A 19,338-nucleotide genomic window follows, 5' to 3' on the forward strand; every position below is an offset into this window, starting at 1 on the left:
CGCGCCGCCACCGCCTTGACCTTCACGACGCTTTTCGTACTCCTACTTCCCTTCGCCTCAGGAATGCTGGTCGGCGTCACCACATTCGCCCGAGACTTCGAGCGGAGGGTCTGGTGGTTTGAGTTTCAATAGCTGTCAACGACAAGATGAGGGAATCGGTACCATCCGCCCCCGATGTCTTCCAGCCGGAGCTGATTGAAGGTCTTGTCGGACACACCATCGGGTGCATACACCCAGCCGGGATTGTCCAAGATGTCCAATCCATCTCGTGCGTCATAGAAATAGACGTGGCCTTCACTGCTGACGTTGGCATAGGAGATATCGAATCTGCCGATTCGTAGATCACGATGATACCCATCGGAATAGGGATCGTCAGGTTCTTGAAGTAGTTGCTGTGCAACGGTTTCGAAGTCTGCCCGATACTGATCGAAATGTGGCTGCCCCGCGGCCGCGATCCCGAGTGCGATCACCACGAGAACCGGAACAGCGACATCGGACCACAACCATCGGCGTCGCTGCCACCAGCACACTCCGAGCAGCACGATTGCAACACTCGCCGTGAGGACCCAGAGAACGACCGCACCGGCGATCGAGAGTGCACTATCCGCAGGTTCGGGCCAGGTGAGATGGCATTTCGCTGCGACATACATCGCCGACGCCGACGCTGCGATAAGTGCGTTTACCAAAACAACCCAACGAAGAGCACCGGACCTTCTCGTTGCCTGCGAGTTCGACACTGCCTGATCCATTCGATGAGAATAGCGAGCTGTTTGTCGCGGACTAGCAGTAACCACTTCCCCGATCTCACGATCGATTGTTTCTCGGCACGGAGAAAGTGTCCACGGTGCTATCTTTGCTGGCTATGGGAAGCAGGGCTGCGAGGATGGTCGATTTGAACTACCGATGTCAGGAGAGCTCGGCGACTCCCAAAGTCGACAGGTCAATTTTGAGCACGGCCGGATTCGGTGGATCGCAGCAACCAATACCATCGTCACCCCATGATGACGTGACTGTTGCGGGCGAGTCGTGAAGATTCGATTATTACGAGCAAGCCAAGCGTCTTTAGCAATATCGCTGATCGCACTAACCTTGGTCTATTTGTTGGACGCATTTTCTTTGCGCCTCCAACATCAGCCCAGCTGGTGCATTGATCACTATGGAATCCCATCACGATTCAATTATCTCCTTCCCGGCCGGGCGGAGAGGGTAGCGGCAGGAATTACAGACTTCTGAGGATGGTTCCCTCCAGGCATAAGCTGTACATTCACTGATGCAGTGACCAAAGAAAGCGAAACGGTGGCACCGGCCGCGGACAGGTCGTACATCGTCGTCGTTCTTGTGGCGCTGATCATGATCTCGACTGTCGGCGTATTGTTCGGCCGCCGGAAGCGCTGAAGATTGGTTTTGGCTCGGGACTGCAGATGCGCACTCGACACCAGACCGATGAGTAATAAATCGGTGTCCGTCGTGTCCGGCGCTTCCACCACTCGTCGATCTTCGCGAATCCACCAGCCTTGTTCGAGGGCATTTCTTGCGGGTCCTGGTGGTCTTCGTTCCCATCACGCTGGCGATGACACTCCTGGGCCTGGTGCTCGGCTGGACCCATGCGCTTGCCGGGGACAGGCGGCAACATGATCGACGCCGATTGCAAAATGTGCTGGGGCTCAGACAATTCCGACGTGATGCTGTTGCGCTCCGGGTTGATGGTGGCGCTCGCACTCGTCGGCGCACGTGGACTACGTCGGCGACCCGCCTATAATCGACTGTCCGAAATGTCGAAATCGATTTGATAGCAGCAATTTTCGATCCACATTCTCTTGTGTTCGAAACTTTGTTCGATTATGCTTTCGGCATGGACAGTCGGGATGCGTGGCAGCTGGATGGCGAGGGCCTCAAGGGGGAGGTTCTGGATCTGGTGCGCGCCCGGCACGAGTTGCAGTCGCGGATGGTGTTGCTGATCGTGGAGATGTTTTCCCGGGACGTTCTCGGCGGGAAGGGTTTTCGGGCGATCGCGCAGTGGTTGCACGGGTCGACGAATCTGGAGATCGGTGAGTGCAGTCTGCTGGTCGGGTTGGCGCGGTTGTTGATGCTCGAACCCGTTGTGGGCGATGCGTTTCACCGTGGTGACGTGGATGCGTTGAAAGCCCGGCAGGTCGCGTCGTTCTGTCAGCATCCACCGAAGAACATGACCCCGACGGATGTGGACAAGGCCCGCAGGATCCTGCTTGGCCTGGCGTCGCAGAACATCGCCGATTGTGATGCAGTGCGGGCAGCGATCCGCCGAATCGAGAAGCAGTACGGCAAGCGCGAGGACGGCATCCCGGTCGGCGAGGATTCCGAACGTAACGAGTTCTACGCCTCGAAAGGCTTGTACGGGCGGGTCACTGTGAAGGGGGATCTGGATGCGATCAACGGGGCCCGGTTGATCACGTTGTTGTCGAGCCTGTCTGCGCCGACGCCGGAGAAGGACGGCGTGAAGGACACCCGTACGCCGGCATTACGACGGGCGGACGGGTTCTGCGAATTGTTGCGGCGGTACGAGCGGGCGGGGTTGGGTCCGATCGAGGGCGGGGTGAAACCGCACATCACGGTGACTGCGTCGGCGAAAGACATGACGGACCTGCAGGCGTTGAAAGACCTCTTGCCGTCGACTCAGGAACTGGGTTTCGCGTGGACGGATTGGGTGGGCCCCATCAGTATCGATACCGCGCGGATGTTGGCGTGCGACTGCACCGTGACGCGAATTTTGTTGGATGAGAACGGTGTTCCGCTCGACTGCGGCAAGGAAGCGAGAACAGCGACGGTTCCGCAAAGGCGAGCACTGGCCGTCCGGGATGGCGGGTGCGCGTTTCCGGGGTGCGGGACTTCGTCGGGGTGGTGCGATGCCCATCATATTGTTCACTGGAACGATGGTGGCCCAACAGATCTCGACAACCTGGTTCTGTTGTGCGGTCATCACCACCGGACGATGCACCACACCGAGTGGCGTGTCGAGATCGGCCCGGATCGGAAGACGGTGTTCTATCCACCCATGTCGATCGATCCGTATCAACAGCCGATCGGCGGGAACAGCCCACCCACAGCGGCGTGAATCGCGACAATCGAATACATCAGCACCGGGGACGAACCATGCCCCGGTGCTGGTGCACGTTTCTGGTCAGATCCCAACCCCTCAAATCCCAACCCCTCAAATCCCAGCCCCTCAGATCCCAGCCCTTCGCACGAGAGCGTCAGTGGCAGAAGGGGATACAACGTCAATCGCTCGTAACAGCCCCGCGTACCGCGGATACAGCTCGACGGGACGCGTATTGATCGCCCTCAAGATCCACGATGCAGCTTGATCGGCCGTCAGCGCTGGCTGGCTCACGTAATCCGCCGTCGGCGCGATCATCGGTGTTCGTATGAGTGGGAATTGCACTGTGGTGACATCGACACCGGTGCCGTGACATTCCGCGCCGAGGCTTCGGCCGAATGCACTGAGAGCAGACTTCGACGCGTGATAGGCGCTGAACCTGGGCATCACGCCCGCAGTGACTCCCCAGGTTCCGACGTTGATGATGTGTCCGGACTTCGCCTCGAGCATCGCGGGCAGTAGCCGCAACGTCAGTCTTGTCGGCCCGAAGTAGTTCAGCGCCATGGTGCGCTCGTAGTCATGGAATCGGTCGACCGAATCCAACGCGGTACGCCGGATCGAGCGACCCGCATTGTTGACGAGGATGTCGACCGACCCGAATCGATCCGCGATCGTCTCCGCGAGTTCGTCAACGGCTTCACCGCGGGAGAGGTCCGCAGGCACGATGTGTGCCCATCCTCCCCTGCGGTGAATCTCGTCCCGTACGTGTTCGAGGTTTTCCTCACCGCGCGCGACCAGGATCATCTCGGCTCCCCGACGAGCCAAAAGATGAGCTGTCGCCTCACCGATCCCCGACGAGGCTCCCGTCAGGACGATGGTCTTGTCGGAAAGCGTGACGCCGCGAGACGGAACAAGGGAGCGCAGACGCGTCGGCGGTCTCAATGCAAGATTGCTGAGAATCGATCTGATCACGTCGGCCTCGGTTCGATCTTCGCGTGCGATTCGGTGCGAACCCGTCCCTGAACAGCCCACTTCGGACGCACCGCGGAAATTACTCAAAAGTAAGTTATGGCGCCGTTTCGGCCGTGTCAAGAATTCGTCGGGATTCAGGAGTATCTGCCACTAGCTTTTCCTGATACCTCGGGTTACATTAAATCCAGACCGAGTGCCAGCGATCACACAACCGGCCCTCGATTCCACCGAACACCGCGAGAAATACCAGCGGTGACCGAAACGAAGAGGAGACGCCATGACGCTCACATCGCCGCTCGACAAGCGCGGAGAAGCATCCGACGACTCGTACAACGAGACGCTTCGACTCCTGTCCGAGGGCTCGGTGCACAAGCACTTCGACCCGTACCTCGACATCGACTGGGACTCCCCCGAGTTTGCCGTCGTCCCGAACGATCGCCGCTGGATCCTCCCGGCCGAGACTGACCCGCTGGGCGCACACCCGTGGTACCAGTCGCAGTCCGAGGCCAGGCAGATCGAAATCGGCATGTGGCGCCAGGCCAATGTCGCGAAGGTCGGTCTCCAATTCGAGAACATCCTGATCCGCGGCATGATGCAGTACGTCTTCTCACTGCCCAACGATTCGGCCGAGGCGCGCTACTGCACGCACGAGTCGGTCGAAGAGTGCAACCACACGATGATGTTCCAGGAGATGGTCAACCGCATCGGTGCCGACGCTCCCGGGATGAGCCGTCCGATGAAGATGCTTGCACCCTTCATCCCCCTCGCTGCGGGTCCGTTCCCCGAACTGTTCTTCGTCGGTGTCCTCGCCGGTGAAGAGCCCATCGACCACATTCAGAAGAGCATCCTGCGCGCCGGCGGCCAGATCCACCCGATCATGCAGTCGGTCATGGCCATCCACGTAGCCGAGGAAGCGCGTCATATCTCGTTCGCGCACAAGCTTCTGAGCCGCCGCATCCCGCTGATGTCACGCCCGAACCGGTTTGTCCTCTCGCTGCTGTTCCCGATCGTCATGCGCATTCTCTGTGACGCCATCGTCATCCCGCCGAAGTCCTTCTGGAAGCAGTTCGACATCCCGAAGTCCGTGAAGAAGGACCTGTTCTGGGATCTGCCCGAGTCGCGACAGACCCTGCGCAACTACTTCGGTGACGTCCGCATGCTGGCCACCGACACCGGCCTGATGAACCGTGCCTCGCGCCTGGTGTGGAAGGCCTGCAAGATGGACGGCCGCGCATCACGCTTCCGTAGCGAACCTCACCGCAGCTCGCACAACGCCGCCGCGTAGCTCCCGGACAGTCGAGATCGGACTCATAGCGCCATGCCACACGTAGTCACGCAGTCCTGTTGCAGCGACGCCTCGTGCGTCTACGCCTGCCCGGTCAACTGCATCCATCCGACGCCGGACGAGCCGGACTTCCTCACCGCCGAGATGCTGCACATCGATCCGCAGGCCTGCGTCGACTGCGGCGCATGCGTCTCGGCCTGCCCGGTCGACGCCATCGTCCCCGAGTCGAAGCTGACCGACCCGCAGCGAGTCTTCCTGTCCATCAATTCGGACTTCTACAAGGAAGAGCGGCCCAGGCCGCTTCTCGCCAAGGTCATCCCGGCAGCCCACGTCGACAAGGGCCGACCGCCGTTGCGCGTTGCCATCGTCGGTTCCGGACCGTCGGCGATGTACGCCGCGGACGAGTTGCTGACTCAGCCTGACGTGCAGGTCAACGTCTTCGATCGCCTTCCTGTGCCTTACGGCTTGGTTCGCGCCGGCGTTGCTCCGGACCATCAGAAGACCAAGCAGGTCACTCGCTTGTTCGACAAGATCGCCGCACAAAAGGGTTTCGAGTTCTACCTCAACGTCGAGATCGGCAAGCACATCTCGCACAGCGAACTGCTCGAAAATCACCATGCGGTGCTCTACGCAGTCGGCGCTTCGTCCGACCGTGGTCTCGGCATTCCGGGCGCTGATCTGCCTGGCACGGCCTCGGCCACCGACTTCGTGGCCTGGTACAACGGCCACCCCGATCACGCCGACGACGTCTTCGATCTCTCGCATCGCCGCGCGGTCATCATCGGAAACGGAAACGTCGCGCTCGACGTCGCTCGCATTCTGACGGCCGATCCCGAGAAGTTGGCGGGCACTGACATCTCCGCTCACGCACTCGCCGCTCTGCGGAAGAGTCGCGTCGAAGAAGTTGTCATCGTGGGTCGACGCGGAATCGCGCAGTCCGCGTTCACAGTCCCCGAGTTCACCGGCCTGATGGCACTGCCGGACATCGAACTCTCTGTCGGACCCGACGACATGGTTCTCGACTCGGCCACCGAAGAACTGGCAAAACGCGGCGAGCTTCCGCATGCCGTCGAGCAGAAGTTGCGTCTCCTCGAAGCACTGAAGAACCGCGATCACGTCGACGTCGGCAACAAGCGCATCACGTTGCGCTACCTGCTCACACCGACCTCGATCACCGGCGACGATCAGGTCAGCGGAATCGAGTTCGCTCGCAACGCTCTTGTCGACGCCAACGGAACCGTGCAGATCGAAGCAACCGGCGATACCGAGACCATTGATACCGGCTTGGTCCTCACCTCGATCGGCTACCGCGGAGTGCCCATCCCCGGCGTCCCGTTCGACGAGCGTGCGTCGGTCATTCCGAACGAGAACGGCCGAGTCCTCGAAACTCCGAACGGTGATCCCGCCACCGGGGTCTACGCGACCGGTTGGATCAAGCGCGGACCGAGTGGGTTCATCGGCACCAACAAGTCCTGCGCGCAGGAAACGATCAGGATGCTCGTCGACGACTTCAACGACGGACGCCTGACCAACCCGGTCGCAGACGACTCCGCAGTCGATCGTCTGGTCCGGGCGCGACAGTCCGACGTCGTCGACCGCGAGGGCTGGCACGCCATCGACAAGGCGGAACTGGAACGCGGCGCTGCGCACGATCGTGCCCGCGAAAAGGTTCTGGATCAGGTCGAGATCACCTCCATCCTCGACGCTGCGGCCCGAGTGAAACCGACGCGTCGATTCGGTCGACCCGTACGCGTTCGCTGATCCACTACAGGTAAACAGCTACTTTCACGCACACCGCCCCGCCTGCAGACTCGTCTGCCCGGCGGGGCCGTCTGCGTTCCGGCAACGTCCCACTCAGCGAAAATTTATGCCCGTCAGCGGCCGAAATCGTGTAATACTGCAACCTGTTCCAGTAAGCGGCACAGCGAGCCACGATCCCCGGATCACGCTCGCCAACCAGATGAGGATTGCATGAGCGAGACTGCAACGCCGGCGCCGAACGGGAGTGTGACACCTGCAGTAGAGGGTTGGTTCACCACCGGCGACGAACCTGCTCTGATCGGCACGAAGTGCCAATCCTGCGGCACCATTTCCTTCCCTCGTGAGGCGACGTTCTGCAAGAACCCGAGCTGCTTCAGCGAGGAGTTCGACGACGTGGAACTCTCCCGCCGCGGCACTGTCTGGTCGTACACCGACGCGCAGTACCAGCCCCCGCCGCCGTACATCCCGCGCTCGGATCCGTACGAGCCTTTTGCTCTCGCAGCAGTCGAACTGCCCGAGGGCATCGTCATCCTCGGCCAGGTGGCCGACGGATTCGGCGTCGACGATCTCAAGGTCGGCAATACCGTCGAATTGGTTGTCGAGCCGCTGTACACCGACGAAACCGGAGTACGTACGACGTGGCGATGGAAGCCTGTCGCCGCAGCTGATCAGGAGTTGCAGTCATGAGCAAGGACGTCGCAGTACTCGGTGTCGGTATGCACCCCTGGGGCAAGTGGGGGCAGTCGTTCGTGAAATACGGCGTTGCGGCCGCTCGCGCCGCGCTCGCCGATTCGGGTGTGAATTGGCAGGATGTCGACTTCATCGTCGGCGGCGAGACCGTCCGCAACGGGTACGGCGGATACGTCGCCGGAGCCACCTTCGCGCAGGCACTCGGCTGGAACGGCGCTCGCGTCGCCACGTCGTACGCCGCGTGTGCGACGGGAGCCCAGGCACTCGACACCGCTCGCGCACGAATCCTGGCCGGCCTCAGCGAAGTTGCCCTGGTCGTCGGCGCCGACACCACGCCGAAGGGCTTCCTCGCTCCCGTCGCCGGTGAGCGTTGGGACGACCCGGACTGGCTGCGCTTCCGCCTCATGGGTATGACCAACCCGGCGTACTTCGCGCTCAACGCGCGTCGTCGCATCGACCTCTACGGCGCCACCGCGGAGGATTTCGCCAACGTGAAGGTCAAGAACGCCAGGCACGGGCTGAGCAATCCGAATGCGCGCTACCGCAAGGAAGTCACCGTCGAGAACGTGTTGGCCTCCCCCGTGGTGTCCAATCCCCTTCACCTGCTCGACATCTGCGCGACGTCCGACGGCGGCGCCGCAATCTTGCTGACGTCGATGGAATACGCCCGCAAGATGGGCATCGCGGAACCTGTTCGCATCAAGGCTATTTCGACAGTCACGCCGACGTTCCCCCAGACGATCATGGACATGCCGAACTTCTCCACCGATTCCAGCTCCGCCGTTCCCGCTCCGGAGCGCACGTTCAAGGAATCCATCGGCTACGCCGCATACGAAGAAGCCGGGATCTCTCCCGAGGACGTCGACGTCGCCGAAGTCTACGACCTCGCTACCTCCGTGGAACTGGACTGGATCGAAGACCTTGCCCTCTGCAAGCGGGGCGAGGCCGAGCACCTCCTGCGTGCGGGTGACACCAGTATCGGAGGCCGCATCCCGGTCAATCCGTCCGGCGGTCTCGCGTGCTTCGGCGAAGCCGTTCCCGCACAGGCACTTGCGCAGGTGTGCGAGCTCACTTGGCAGCTTCGTGGACAGGCCGAAGGCCGTCAGGTCGAAGGCGCCCGCATCGGTATCACCGCCAACCAAGGTCTGTTCGGACACGGCTCCTCGGTAATCGTTTCCGCCTGACCCTGTTCTACTTTCGTGGCGGTCGCACACTCACCCGTGAGCGGCCGCCACGATCACGTCTGCCACTGCCCCTGGCCGGGAAACCAGCGATGCGTGCGAGGTCGGGAGTTCGCTGGTGTTCGCGCCCATCCGATTTGCCATGAACCGCTGCGCCGATGCTGGGATCACGCGATCCTCACCGGCAACCAGATACCAGCTCGGTGTGTTCGCCCACGACGGTGGCCCGCCGAGCTCGAGGTTCGCCCACAAAGCCGCAGACTTCTGATGCGCCAACATCGTTGCCGCTGTCTCGTCGGAAACATCCTGAGCGAAGACGGAATGGAAATACTCGTCCGTGACGTAGCCGTCGGCGTTCTTCCCGCCGATCGCGTGAGGATCGTCGACGATCTTCAATCCCAGAGCCGGAGGAAGCAATTGGCTGCCAGGAAACCTGATGGGATCGATCGTGATCTGCACCGGCTCACCCTGAACCGGAGCAAACGCCGCGATGTACACCAACGACTGCACCTTCGGGTCGTGAACATTGGTGATCACCGCGCCGCCGTACGAGTGTCCGACGAGCACGACAGGTCCGTCGATGTCCGCAACCGTCTTCTCGATCACGGACGCGTCGTAAGCGGGCCCGCGTAGAGGATTGTCCGGCGTCACGACGCGATAGCCACGCGAGCGTAGATCGGCGGCAACGCCGTCCCAACTGGTCGCGTCGGCAAAAGCGCCGTGGACGAGAACGACGGTTGGCTTGGGGCTCGCCACCGCAGCGCCGGAGCCGAAGATCACTCCAGCCGCGACTGTCATGAGTAACGCCAGAACTGCGGTGAATACACGTGAGATCTTCATGCGTTTCCTTCACTCTCGTCGAAAAGCGAGAAACTGCGGTAGGCCGGGACACGCCCGTTTCGATCCTAGAAATACCTGCTGCGACGGACGTGACTGTCCGTGCAGACTTTTGAGCTCACACTGCACAACTTCTGGTTGAGCGTCCGCATCGCGGGGTATCAGGGCTGCATGGCTTTGCTCCTGGATACTTCCGTGTTGGAGCCTGACCAACGCGCGGACGCCTTTGTCGACGCGATGGGTCGTGCCTCGGTCCCGTGTGCAATCCACTTGGAGAACCCGGAACGGGTGAGCGCGAGAATGAACGTGTGGAACCTCGGTGCAGCATCACTGTTCCGCTCCGAGTCGACCGGTATGCGGTTGACCCGAACACCACGTCACGTCCGGTCCGCGTCGATGCCCGTCCTTGCGATTGCCCTGCAGGAGATCGGGATCGGCCATCTAGATCAGCACGACGAACAACGCAGAGTGCCCGCCGGTGAGCTGTTGATGACGGACCTGACGTCGACCTACGATTTCTCCTGGCCGGGAACGGGCGCTTCCCAGTGCCTCTACGTTCCGATGGATCGGCTGGGACTGCCGATCGACACCGTGCGGGACGCAGCTACCCGGCCTCATCACAGCAATCTGTACCCCGTGATGATCGCGCACGTTCGTGAATTGTTCCGCAGCGCCGCTCTGTTGGAGACCGATCCTGCCGCCGAACAATTGGGCGAGGCCTCGATCGAACTCGCACGTGCTTTGGTCGCTTCGATCGCACATGCGAATCCTGACGCATCCGCTCCGAGATCGGCCCTTGCCATGACTTCGATCCGTCGATACATCCGTGAACACCTTCACGATCCGACACTGAATCCCGCACGAATTGCTCAAGCCCACAACATCTCACTGCGACAGCTGTACAAGATCTGCTCGGACAACGGCTTTCGGATCGAACAGTGGATCATCACCCAGCGCCTGCAGAAGGCTCGGGACGAACTGGCTCGACCCGCTACCGTCGATCTGCCGATCGCGACCGTTGCGCACCGGGCGGGGTTTGTCGACGCCGGACACTTCAGCCGACGCTTTCGACAGGCCTACGGGCTGAGCCCGACTCGTTGGCGTCAGCTCCGCGATTGAAGCAGCGCCACAACGTCCGACTGACCACGACTTTCGGCATTGTCCAACGCGGTCTTCCCCGATGCATCGCGGATCGAGGGATCTGCCCCCGCGTCGAGAAGCTGAGTGATCACGTCGATATAGCGCGCCGAACCATCGCCGTACACAACGGCTTCGAGTAGCGCCGTCCACCCGGGATCGTTGATGTGATTGACCGGAACCCCGGCAGCGATCAGCATCCGGACGGTCTCGACATGCGCGTGTTCACTCGCCGGAATCAGCGCCGTACCGCCGTAACGGTTCACGCTGTCGACGTCCGCGCCGTGGGCGAGCGTGAGCGCCAGAATCTCGTTCAAACCCTCGGCTCCGGAATACAGGAAGGCCGAATCCTGCATGGAGTCCTTCGCGTTCACGTCAGCGCCGGCAAAAATCAACGTAGAAGCCGCAGCGACGGCGTTGTTCTTGGTGGCCTCGACGAGTGGAGTCCGTTCGCCCTCGCCGCGCGCTTCGATGTTCGCGCCGGCAGTCAGGGCAGCGGTAACAGCTGCGGGATCATTGCGGTCCACAGCATCGAAGAGCGCGCGTTCGGATTCCGGCGTCGATGGTGGATTTACACCCGTAGGCGGTACAGCTGCCGTTGTTGGTGCTGACGCCGCGGTTGTCGGCGTCAGCGGGGTGTCGGACGAACTGCAGCCAGCCAACGCTCCGGTCACCGATGCCGCGAAGATTGCGCAGGCGAGGACAGACTTGCGCGGCCGCGCCATCACAACGAATCACTTTCTTGGACAAGTGTTTCGAGCGTCATCCTGACGGCGTCCAGGTGTTCGGCCATCGCCCTGGAGGCGTGGTCGTAACTCCCGGATGCAATTCCTTCGACTATTCGTTCGTGTTCCTCGTTCGACTTTTCCTGGCGACCTGCAACAAGATTGAGTGTCTCGGATTGCCTTGTCAGCGCTTCACGGATATCGACGATTACCGACTCGAAGACACGATTCCTACTGGCTTTCGCGATCAGTCCGTGAAATTGGGCGTCGAGTGCAACCCATACGAGCGGATCGTCCTCGTCACGCATCTGCTGTACCAGTCCGCGGAGGGCTGCCAGTTCCTCCGCGGTGTGCCGTTGCGCAGCCCATCCTGCGGCCGGAATTTCGACATGAGGCCGTGCTTCGACCAATTCGTTGGCCGCGTAACTGCCGAAATCGAGGTCTCGCGCTATCGAATCACTGACGACGAAGGTGCCGAGCCCGGATTTTGTCTCGGTGAGCCCGAGGGCATGGCACGAGCGCAGGGCTTCACGGATGACCGATCGACTGACCCCGTGTCTTTCGGCCAGGGACGCCTCGGACGGGAGACGCTCTCCGACTGCCAGTTCGCCGGAGGTTATTGCGGCACGGAGGTCGGCGAGAACCGCCTCGGCAGCACTCACCCGCGAGGCGACGGGTCGCCTGGTGGCCCAGCTGTCTGACAGGTTCATGCCGTCATTGTTGCGACTGCCGAAGACCCGCGTCAAACATCGCACTTGATGAAGGGTTGACGTGCCGGAGTGAGCGAGGTAACAATTACACCTGTCAGACAGCCTGATAGCCCGATAGCTGGGCGGGACTACTACTCGACCGTCAGCGCTGCGATCCCGAAATACACCCACCGCGCAGAGTGATGCTTGCGCGAAGAGACACGAGGAATTGATCAAGTGCTCGAAACGCGAACAGAACACGATCTGCTCGGCGATCGCGAGGTTCCAGCCGATTCGTACTGGGGTATCCACACCTTGCGCGCAATGGAGAACTTCCCGATCACTGGTCGAACAATCGCCACGAACCCGCATCTGATCCGCGGCATCGCTTACGTCAAGTGGGCCGCAGCCAGCGCAAACGAAAAGCTGGGCATCCTCGACCGCCCGCGCGCGGAGGCCATCTCACAGGCATGCAAGGAGATCGTGGACGGGCGGTGGCACGAACAGTTCGTGGTGGACGTCATCCAGGGGGGCGCCGGCACGTCGACGAACATGAATGCGAACGAGGTCATCGCCAATCGCGCGTTGGAAATCCTCGGCCACCAGCGCGGCGACTACGAACGGCTTCACCCCAATGAACACGTGAACCTGAGCCAATCGACCAACGACGTCTACCCCACGGCCGTGAATATCTCGACGATCTTCGCGATCGATGACCTGCTGGATGCACTTCTTACACTCCAGAACGCATTCACGACCAAGTCTCTTCAGTTCGCCGACACAGTGAAGATGGGACGCACCCAACTGCAGGACGCCGTGCCGATGACTCTGGGTCAGGAGTTCGGGACCTACGCGGTCATGATCGAGGAGGATCGGGCGCGTCTGGCTGAGGCCGCTCTTCTCGTTCACGAGATCAACCTCGGCGCGACTGCTATCGGCACTGGCCTCAACGCACCCGCCGGCTACGCCGAGGTGGCCTGTTCCGACCTGGGCGCACTGACCGGACTGCCGCTGGTGTTGGCAACGGATCTGGTCGAAGCGACCCAAGACGTGGGCCAGTTCGTCCACCTCTCCGGCGTCCTCAAGCGGGTCGCTGTGAAGTTGTCCAAGGTGTGCAACGATCTCCGACTGCTCTCTTCGGGCCCGCGAGCCGGATTGAACGAGATCAATCTTCCACCGGTGCAGGCAGGTTCGTCGATCATGCCGGGCAAGGTCAATCCTGTCATTCCCGAAGTCCTCAATCAGGTCGCGTACGAAGTCATCGGCAACGACGTGACGATCACGATGGCTGCGGAATCCGGTCAGCTCCAACTCAACGCTTTCGAGCCGATCATCGTGCACTCACTGTCCGAAGGAATGCGACACCTCGGTGCGGCTTGCCGCATTTTGGCGGACCGGTGCGTACTCGGCATCACGGCTAACACCGAACTGCTGCGCGCCCGAGTCGAAGACTCCATCGGCCTCGTCACCGCGCTCAACCCCTACATCGGATATACCGCGTCCACTCGGATCGCCCAGGAGGCGTTGATTTCCGGGCGTCGCGTCGCCGATCTCGTAATCGAAGCCGGCCTGCTCGACCGCGAGGAACTCGATCGGTTGCTCAGCCCCGAACATCTCGCCAATCTCCGCGTTTCGGGGGAGAAGCCTCATGCCACCGCTGTTGCGGAGGAGGTTTGATGACCGTCGAACGGGAAGAGACAGGCCGCGCCGAAGTTGCCACTGAGGAGGATCTCGGATATCAGAAGGCGCTCGGCCCCAGACAAATTCAGATGATCGCGATCGGTGGCGCGATCGGAACCGGCCTTTTCATGGGGGCGGGAGGGCGACTACAACAGGCGGGCCCGGCCTTGGTTCTCGTGTACGCGCTGTGCGGATTCTTCGCGTTCCTGATCCTGAGGGCGCTCGGCGAACTGGTGATGCACCGACCGACTTCCGGATCCTTCGTTTCCTACGCACGCGAATTCTTCGGCGAAAAGATGGCTTTCGCTGCGGGCTGGTTGTACTGGATGAACTGGGCAATGACTGCCGTGGTCGACGTCACGGCTGTGGCGTTGTACATGAACTTCTTCAAAAAGTACTGGGCGCCACTGGGACACATCGATCAGTGGATGTTCGCTCTGATCGCGGTGTTGCTGGTTCTCGGACTGAATCTCGTGTCCGTGAAAGTCTTCGGAGAGTTGGAGTTCTGGTTCGCGTTGATCAAGGTCGTGGCCTTGACCGCATTCCTCGGGTTCGGTGTCTATTTCGTACTCTTCGGCACGCCCATCGAAGGGCATTCCTCCGGATTCAGCCTGATCGCCGACAACGGTGGGCTGTTCCCCAACGGAATACTCCCGGCAGTCGTGGTGATTCAGGGCGTCGTGTTCGCTTACGCTTCAATTGAACTCGTGGGGACCACGGCTGGAGAGACCGAAAATCCCCGGAAGGTGATACCCAAGGCGATCAACACAGTGATCATTCGGATCCTCGTCTTCTACGTGGGGTCGGTCCTGCTGCTCTCGCTGTTGCTCCCGTACACCGAATACCACGCCGGTGAAAGTCCATTCGTCACATTCTTCGGTTCGATCAACATCCAAGGCGCAGATGCGATCATGAATCTGGTCGTTCTCACGGCGGCGTTGTCTTCCCTCAATGCCGGACTGTATTCGACCGGACGAATACTCCATTCGATGGCGACGGCCGGTTCGGCGCCTGCCTTCGCTGCCAGAATGAACAAAGCCGGAGTGCCGTACGGGGGAATCGCACTCACCGGCGTGGTCATCCTGTTCGGCGTCGGGCTCAATGCTGTTGTCCCAGCGCAAGCCTTCGAAATAGTCCTCAATCTTGCGGCACTGGGCATCATCAGTGCATGGGCGGTAATTGTGCTGTGCCAGTTGAGGCTCTGGCAACTTGCGAAACAAGGCAAAGTCACTCGCCCTTCCTTCCGCATATTCGGCGCACCGTACACCGGGATCGCGACACTGGTCTTTCTTGCGGTCGTTATCGTGTTGATGGCATTCGACAACCCTGTTGGAACGTGGACCGTCGGATCCATCGCGATCATCGCACCGCTCTTGATGATTGGTTGGTACGCCGCCAGGAATCGTATTCGCGAGTTGGCCATCCACCACCCCGCAGCTTGACGTGAAAGGACCACAGTGTCGAAAGTCGCAGTTGTCACTACCGGTGGCACCATCGCCAGCACCCGGGATGCGCATGGAATCAGCCGGCCCGCAATCACCGGTGCAGATCTGGTCGGCAACGAGCAGAACGACATCGAGCTTCGAGTCGTCGACGTGATGTCGAAGGACAGCTCGAGCATGACCTTCGCGGACATGGATCGTGTTCGCGACGCCGTAGCCGATCAATTGAAAGATCCCGGACTCGACTCGGTGGTCGTGCTTCACGGCACCGACACGATGGAGGAAACTGCGTTCTTGTTGGACCTGCACCACGACGACCAACGCCCGGTGGTCTTCACCGGCGCGCAGCGCACTTTCGACCATCCCGAATCCGACGCTCGTTCGAATCTCGCCGCGGCGATCTCAGCCGGACTGGACATCTCGTCACACGGGCGTGGTGTCCTCATCGCCTTCGGCGGTTCGGTCCATCCAGCCGCAGGTACGCGAAAGTCCGATACGACGGCACTCGATGCCTTCCGCCGCGTGCACATCGATCCGCTCCTGCTGCGTAATCCCGAACCATTGCCGTGGCATCCGATTTCGGACACCCGCGTTGACATCATCGCCGTGTATCCCGGGGCAGACCGCGTACAAATCGACGCCTGCGTGCACGCCGGGGCGCAGGGACTTGTTCTCGACGGACTCGGTTCGGGAAATGCCAATCCGACGATAGTCGAGGCCGTACGAGACTGCGTAGGCGCTCACATTCCGGTAGCCGTGACAACTCGGGTGCCCTCGGGGCCAATCTCCCCGGTTTACGGTGGCGGTGGTGGCGGGCACGACTTGATCGCCGCAGGCGCTGTATTTTCCACCGATCTTCGAGCCGGGCAGGCACGTGTACTTCTGGCAGCCTTGTTGTCAGATCCGGATCTCGTGGGCCTGGAAAAGGTATTCGACCGCTATTCGAGGTTTGCTCGCACCCCGCCGTTCGGGCGGTAGAACTGGCGACACCATTCATTGTTCGAAATTCACTCCACTAAATCAGGGACTTTGGTCCGAATTTTCGACTTGGACGCTTATTTGGTGTCCGAATTGGGTAGTTTCACATCATCTAACTCGTTCAAAATTTCGATCCAGCGGTCACGTCCAGTGCAGCCAGTCGAACAGGAGTCGGATGAGCAGCCCATTTCGTGATGCCGCTGCAGTAACGCTCGACGCGGCTCACCGCGTCGGGCAAGCGCACGTGCCAGGCGCCGCACTCAACGGTCGTTTTCACCCGCCAACTGCCGTGAAAGGACTGGTCGCGCGTCCGCGCCTGCACCGCAAACTCACCGCATCCACTGCCACCAAAGGCTCAGGCCCCGGGCCTGTCGGGTTGCTCTCGGCTCCGGCCGGTGCGGGGAAGACCCTACTTCTGGCCGATTGGGCTCGCGAATATTCTCGAGCCTCCCCTGATGTTGCGCTGGCCTGGCTGACGTTGGCCGAGCGCGACAACAACGTGTCGATACTGTGTGAATCCCTCGCCGAGGCGATCGCGACCTCCGTCGATGCGGCCGGCCAGAGGCTCCCCGTGCAGACCGGATCCAGGCCGCCCGTCGAGCAGTGGCTCGCGCACTTTGCGGAAACCCTCGAAACGCACGAGCGCCGAACAACGTTGATCCTCGACGACGTTCACACCCTCCACGATCCGATGTCGATCGGTCTCCTCGATCGGATACTCACACAGACCCCGGGCAACCTGTCGATTATCGTTGCCGCCCGCTACGAACCACCGCTCACGTGGCATCGTCTGGCTCTCGACGGCCGACTCACCCGCTTTGCATCCACCGATCTCGCTTTCGATCGCTCCGAGATCACCGCGATATTCGGCGAGTACGACATCACGCTGCGCGACGACGAACTCGCAATCGTCGAGAACTTCACCAAGGGGTGGGGCGCCGTCGTTCGCCTGACCGCCGCGTTTCTGGCTGGCCGCAGTGACATCGGCGATGCACTGAACGAGTTCACGCACACACCCCGCCCGATCGCCGACTTTCTCGTCGACGAGGTACTGACGTCCTTGCCCGAACATGTCACCTCGTTCATGTTGCGAACATCGGTGGTCGATTCTTTCTCCGCCCAACTGGCGGAAACTCTGACGGACTCGAACGCTCTATCCGAGATCGACTCGCTGATTCAGTTCAACTTCCCCGTGACCCGTACCGATTCCGCCGACCACACAACGTGGTTCAGCTATCACCCTCTCTTGCGCGAGCACCTTCGGGCAGAGTTCCGTCGCGTCGATCACGTCGAGAGAAACCGCGTACACCTGCGAGCAGCAAGCTGGTTCGAAAGCAATCACTTCGAACTCGAGGCGCTCGAACTCGAGGTGTCGATCGGAGACCCACACCGCATTCTCGCGTTTCTCGAACGCTGCGGGCTGGGCCTCGTACTCGACGGGCACTGCGGGGACGTCGTGCGAGTCCTGGAATCGGTGTCGACGCAGGTTTCGGAATCCCCGATCACCCGACTGGTGCTGGCGGCGGCCGCCCTCCACTCCGGTGACGTGACCTCGGCGACCACGTGCCTCGATCTTCTCGAGGCAACTCATCCACCGATTGCAGAAGATCCATTGTTCCTGGCGATGAGCCTGGAAATCTCCTGCGTTACGGCGACTTCCGACAACGAGCCGCTGGCGGCACGTCTGGAGCGGCGTCAGAAAAGCACCCACTCCGACATCGAAGCCTACGCACACATGGAATTGGCGACGGCACACTTACTGCGACGTGAGTTCGACAGGGCGACTGTCGAATACACTCAAGCCGTCGCACTCGGGACAATACGGGGCAGGGCGCGATTCGTCTTGAAGTCGCTGACCGGACTGGGCTACGTAGCTTCTCTCAGCGGAGACATCGGGGCGATGAGGGCTCACTCCGTCTACGCTCTCGACTACGCGGTCGAACATCGCATCACGACGACTGCGGAGTACGAGTTGTCCGCGTCGGTGGCCGCCTTTGCCACATATCTCTGCGCTTCGAGCGAACTCCCGTACCGCATCCCGACAATCGGAAACTACCGGAGCACAGACGTTCTCGGCGCCAGCGCGCCGGTGTTCGGGTGGCACTCCGTCGTAACCTTCGGCCTTCACAGTCTCGACGGCTCGACCGACCGACGCTCGACCGCCGCCGATGTCCGCGACGCGATGCTCAGCGCGATCGAATTACGTACCTTCGCGTTCGCGACCTTGGCTCTTCTACCACCCGTCGTCCACGCATGCCTTTCCGTCGGCGAGGTGGAATGGGCAGCGAGACTCGTGCGTGACGCAGCCGATCAATTCGGAGAAACGTCGGAGATACATCTCGCACGGGGTGCCGTCGCCTTCTCGTCCAACAAGTTCGCGGAAGCACTCGTCGAAGTTTCCGAAGCTCTCGGGTCCTCCGAAATCCCGTTGCTCGCACATCACGTCTACGCCTGGACACTCGAAGCCGGGATCCACGCTGCAACAGGTCACGAGCGCAAGTCGTTTCGCTCCCTCCACAAAGCGCTGCGCGCCGCGGAAGCCGGTAGCCTGCTACGCCCCTTCCTCGACTACGGCGCATCCCTGCGGCCGGTGTTCGACGAGTTCAGTGGACATTTCGGCGATCAGGAAGCATTTGCCGAACAGGTACGTAGCCGCATTCGCCCACAAGAATTGGTGAGTGCACCGATCCTCACGCCAGGCGAATACACCGTGCTCCGTGAACTGGCTTCCGGAGACACCACCGAGTCCATTGCCGACACGCTGTTCCTTTCCGTCAACACCATCAAGACGCATCTTCGCGGGATCTATCGCAAGTTGGAAGTGAGCAACCGACGCGACGCGCTCAAGGCTGCGCGACGCGGCGGACTCATCTGAGCAAGACTGCTTC

Annotated in this window: 15 protein-coding genes; 10 read left to right on the top strand and 5 right to left on the bottom strand. The window is 61.1% G+C overall.

What is annotated here, in order from left to right:
* Positions 1-125: 125 nt before the first annotated feature.
* The gene (locus M1L53_RS01320) at positions 126-749 is read right to left on the bottom strand and encodes a hypothetical protein (protein WP_054186991.1); all 624 of its coding nucleotides are present in this window, start codon (positions 747-749) and stop codon (positions 126-128) included.
* A 1,103-nt stretch (positions 750-1,852) separates the two neighbouring features.
* Here M1L53_RS01320 and M1L53_RS01325 point away from each other — a divergent pair.
* Positions 1,853-3,091: an HNH endonuclease signature motif containing protein gene (locus M1L53_RS01325; RefSeq protein WP_142006261.1), complete on the top strand. Its 1,239-nt coding sequence runs from the start codon at positions 1,853-1,855 to the stop codon at positions 3,089-3,091.
* Positions 3,092-3,202: 111 nt separating this feature from the next.
* Here the strand turns inward: M1L53_RS01325 and M1L53_RS01330 are convergent, their stop codons facing one another.
* Positions 3,203-4,045 (bottom strand): SDR family oxidoreductase, encoded by an 843-nt coding sequence (locus tag M1L53_RS01330; RefSeq protein ID WP_074447109.1) that lies wholly within the window; start codon positions 4,043-4,045, stop codon positions 3,203-3,205.
* A 277-nt stretch (positions 4,046-4,322) separates the two neighbouring features.
* Between M1L53_RS01330 and M1L53_RS01335 the strand changes: the two genes are divergently transcribed.
* The 4 genes from M1L53_RS01335 to M1L53_RS01350 all read left to right on the top strand — a co-directional run bounded on the left by M1L53_RS01335 (position 4,323) and on the right by M1L53_RS01350 (position 8,965).
* Complete coding sequence (locus tag M1L53_RS01335; RefSeq protein ID WP_003943163.1) at positions 4,323-5,330, top strand: diiron oxygenase; 1,008 nt, start codon at positions 4,323-4,325, stop codon at positions 5,328-5,330.
* A 33-nt stretch (positions 5,331-5,363) separates the two neighbouring features.
* The gene (locus tag M1L53_RS01340; protein ID WP_054188263.1) at positions 5,364-7,091 is read left to right on the top strand and encodes an FAD-dependent oxidoreductase; all 1,728 of its coding nucleotides are present in this window, start codon (positions 5,364-5,366) and stop codon (positions 7,089-7,091) included.
* Positions 7,092-7,301: 210 nt separating this feature from the next.
* The gene (locus M1L53_RS01345; RefSeq protein ID WP_003943075.1) at positions 7,302-7,778 is read left to right on the top strand and encodes a Zn-ribbon domain-containing OB-fold protein; all 477 of its coding nucleotides are present in this window, start codon (positions 7,302-7,304) and stop codon (positions 7,776-7,778) included.
* Positions 7,775-8,965 (top strand): lipid-transfer protein, encoded by a 1,191-nt coding sequence (locus M1L53_RS01350; RefSeq protein WP_030536146.1) that lies wholly within the window; start codon positions 7,775-7,777, stop codon positions 8,963-8,965. Before M1L53_RS01345 ends, M1L53_RS01350 begins: the two co-directional genes overlap by 4 nt.
* A gap of 30 nt (positions 8,966-8,995) precedes the next feature.
* On the opposite strand, the gene M1L53_RS01355 is transcribed toward M1L53_RS01350, so the two are convergent.
* Entirely contained in the window at positions 8,996-9,802 is an 807-nt protein-coding gene (locus tag M1L53_RS01355) for an alpha/beta fold hydrolase (RefSeq protein ID WP_030536147.1), read from the bottom strand.
* Positions 9,803-9,901: 99 nt separating this feature from the next.
* Here M1L53_RS01355 and M1L53_RS01360 point away from each other — a divergent pair, with 99 nt between their 5' ends.
* Entirely contained in the window at positions 9,902-10,918 is a 1,017-nt protein-coding gene (locus tag M1L53_RS01360; protein WP_230587526.1) for a helix-turn-helix domain-containing protein, read from the top strand.
* On the opposite strand, the gene M1L53_RS01365 is transcribed toward M1L53_RS01360, so the two are convergent.
* Both M1L53_RS01365 and M1L53_RS01370 read right to left on the bottom strand, forming a co-directional pair.
* The gene (locus M1L53_RS01365) at positions 10,903-11,661 is read right to left on the bottom strand and encodes an ankyrin repeat domain-containing protein (protein WP_007730406.1); all 759 of its coding nucleotides are present in this window, start codon (positions 11,659-11,661) and stop codon (positions 10,903-10,905) included. The two genes, M1L53_RS01360 and M1L53_RS01365, sit on opposite strands and share 16 nt — an antisense overlap.
* Positions 11,661-12,371 carry a FadR/GntR family transcriptional regulator gene (locus tag M1L53_RS01370; protein ID WP_039973154.1) on the bottom strand — a complete coding sequence of 237 codons (711 nt, stop codon included), beginning with the start codon at positions 12,369-12,371 and terminating at the stop codon, positions 11,661-11,663. Before M1L53_RS01370 ends, M1L53_RS01365 begins: the two co-directional genes overlap by 1 nt.
* Before the next feature lie 216 nt (positions 12,372-12,587).
* On the opposite strand from M1L53_RS01370, the gene M1L53_RS01375 reads away from it, so the two are divergent.
* The 4 genes from M1L53_RS01375 (at position 12,588) to M1L53_RS01390 (ending at position 19,325) form a co-directional block, all read left to right on the top strand.
* Positions 12,588-14,027, top strand: coding sequence for an aspartate ammonia-lyase (locus M1L53_RS01375; protein ID WP_050655022.1), 1,440 nt, complete (start codon positions 12,588-12,590; stop codon positions 14,025-14,027).
* A complete protein-coding gene (locus M1L53_RS01380) occupies positions 14,027-15,472 on the top strand; it encodes an amino acid permease (protein ID WP_007730398.1) in 1,446 nt (481 codons plus the stop codon). Before M1L53_RS01375 ends, M1L53_RS01380 begins: the two co-directional genes overlap by 1 nt.
* A 15-nt stretch (positions 15,473-15,487) precedes the next feature.
* Positions 15,488-16,450, top strand: a complete 963-nt coding sequence (locus tag M1L53_RS01385) for an asparaginase (RefSeq protein ID WP_054188264.1) — start codon at positions 15,488-15,490, stop codon at positions 16,448-16,450.
* A 175-nt stretch (positions 16,451-16,625) separates the two neighbouring features.
* Positions 16,626-19,325 (top strand): LuxR C-terminal-related transcriptional regulator, encoded by a 2,700-nt coding sequence (locus tag M1L53_RS01390; RefSeq protein ID WP_054188265.1) that lies wholly within the window; start codon positions 16,626-16,628, stop codon positions 19,323-19,325.
* The last annotated feature ends 13 nt before the right edge of the window (positions 19,326-19,338 follow it).

The sequence above is a fragment of the Rhodococcus sp. T9N genome (genome assembly GCF_024436645.1).
In the GTDB taxonomy this organism is placed as follows: domain Bacteria; phylum Actinomycetota; class Actinomycetes; order Mycobacteriales; family Mycobacteriaceae; genus Rhodococcus_F; species Rhodococcus_F qingshengii.

Coding starts and splice junctions, on each gene's coding strand:
- M1L53_RS01320 (WP_054186991.1), bottom strand. CDS start 749: ATGGATCAGGCAGTGTCGAACTCGCAGGCAACGAGAAGGTCCGGTGCT.
- M1L53_RS01345 (WP_003943075.1), top strand. CDS start 7,302: ATGAGCGAGACTGCAACGCCGGCGCCGAACGGGAGTGTGACACCTGCA.
- M1L53_RS01370 (WP_039973154.1), bottom strand. CDS start 12,371: ATGAACCTGTCAGACAGCTGGGCCACCAGGCGACCCGTCGCCTCGCGG.
- M1L53_RS01350 (WP_030536146.1), top strand. CDS start 7,775: ATGAGCAAGGACGTCGCAGTACTCGGTGTCGGTATGCACCCCTGGGGC.
- M1L53_RS01325 (WP_142006261.1), top strand. CDS start 1,853: ATGGACAGTCGGGATGCGTGGCAGCTGGATGGCGAGGGCCTCAAGGGG.
- M1L53_RS01355 (WP_030536147.1), bottom strand. CDS start 9,802: ATGAAGATCTCACGTGTATTCACCGCAGTTCTGGCGTTACTCATGACA.
- M1L53_RS01390 (WP_054188265.1), top strand. CDS start 16,626: ATGAGCAGCCCATTTCGTGATGCCGCTGCAGTAACGCTCGACGCGGCT.
- M1L53_RS01340 (WP_054188263.1), top strand. CDS start 5,364: ATGCCACACGTAGTCACGCAGTCCTGTTGCAGCGACGCCTCGTGCGTC.
- M1L53_RS01365 (WP_007730406.1), bottom strand. CDS start 11,661: ATGGCGCGGCCGCGCAAGTCTGTCCTCGCCTGCGCAATCTTCGCGGCA.
- M1L53_RS01380 (WP_007730398.1), top strand. CDS start 14,027: ATGACCGTCGAACGGGAAGAGACAGGCCGCGCCGAAGTTGCCACTGAG.
- M1L53_RS01335 (WP_003943163.1), top strand. CDS start 4,323: ATGACGCTCACATCGCCGCTCGACAAGCGCGGAGAAGCATCCGACGAC.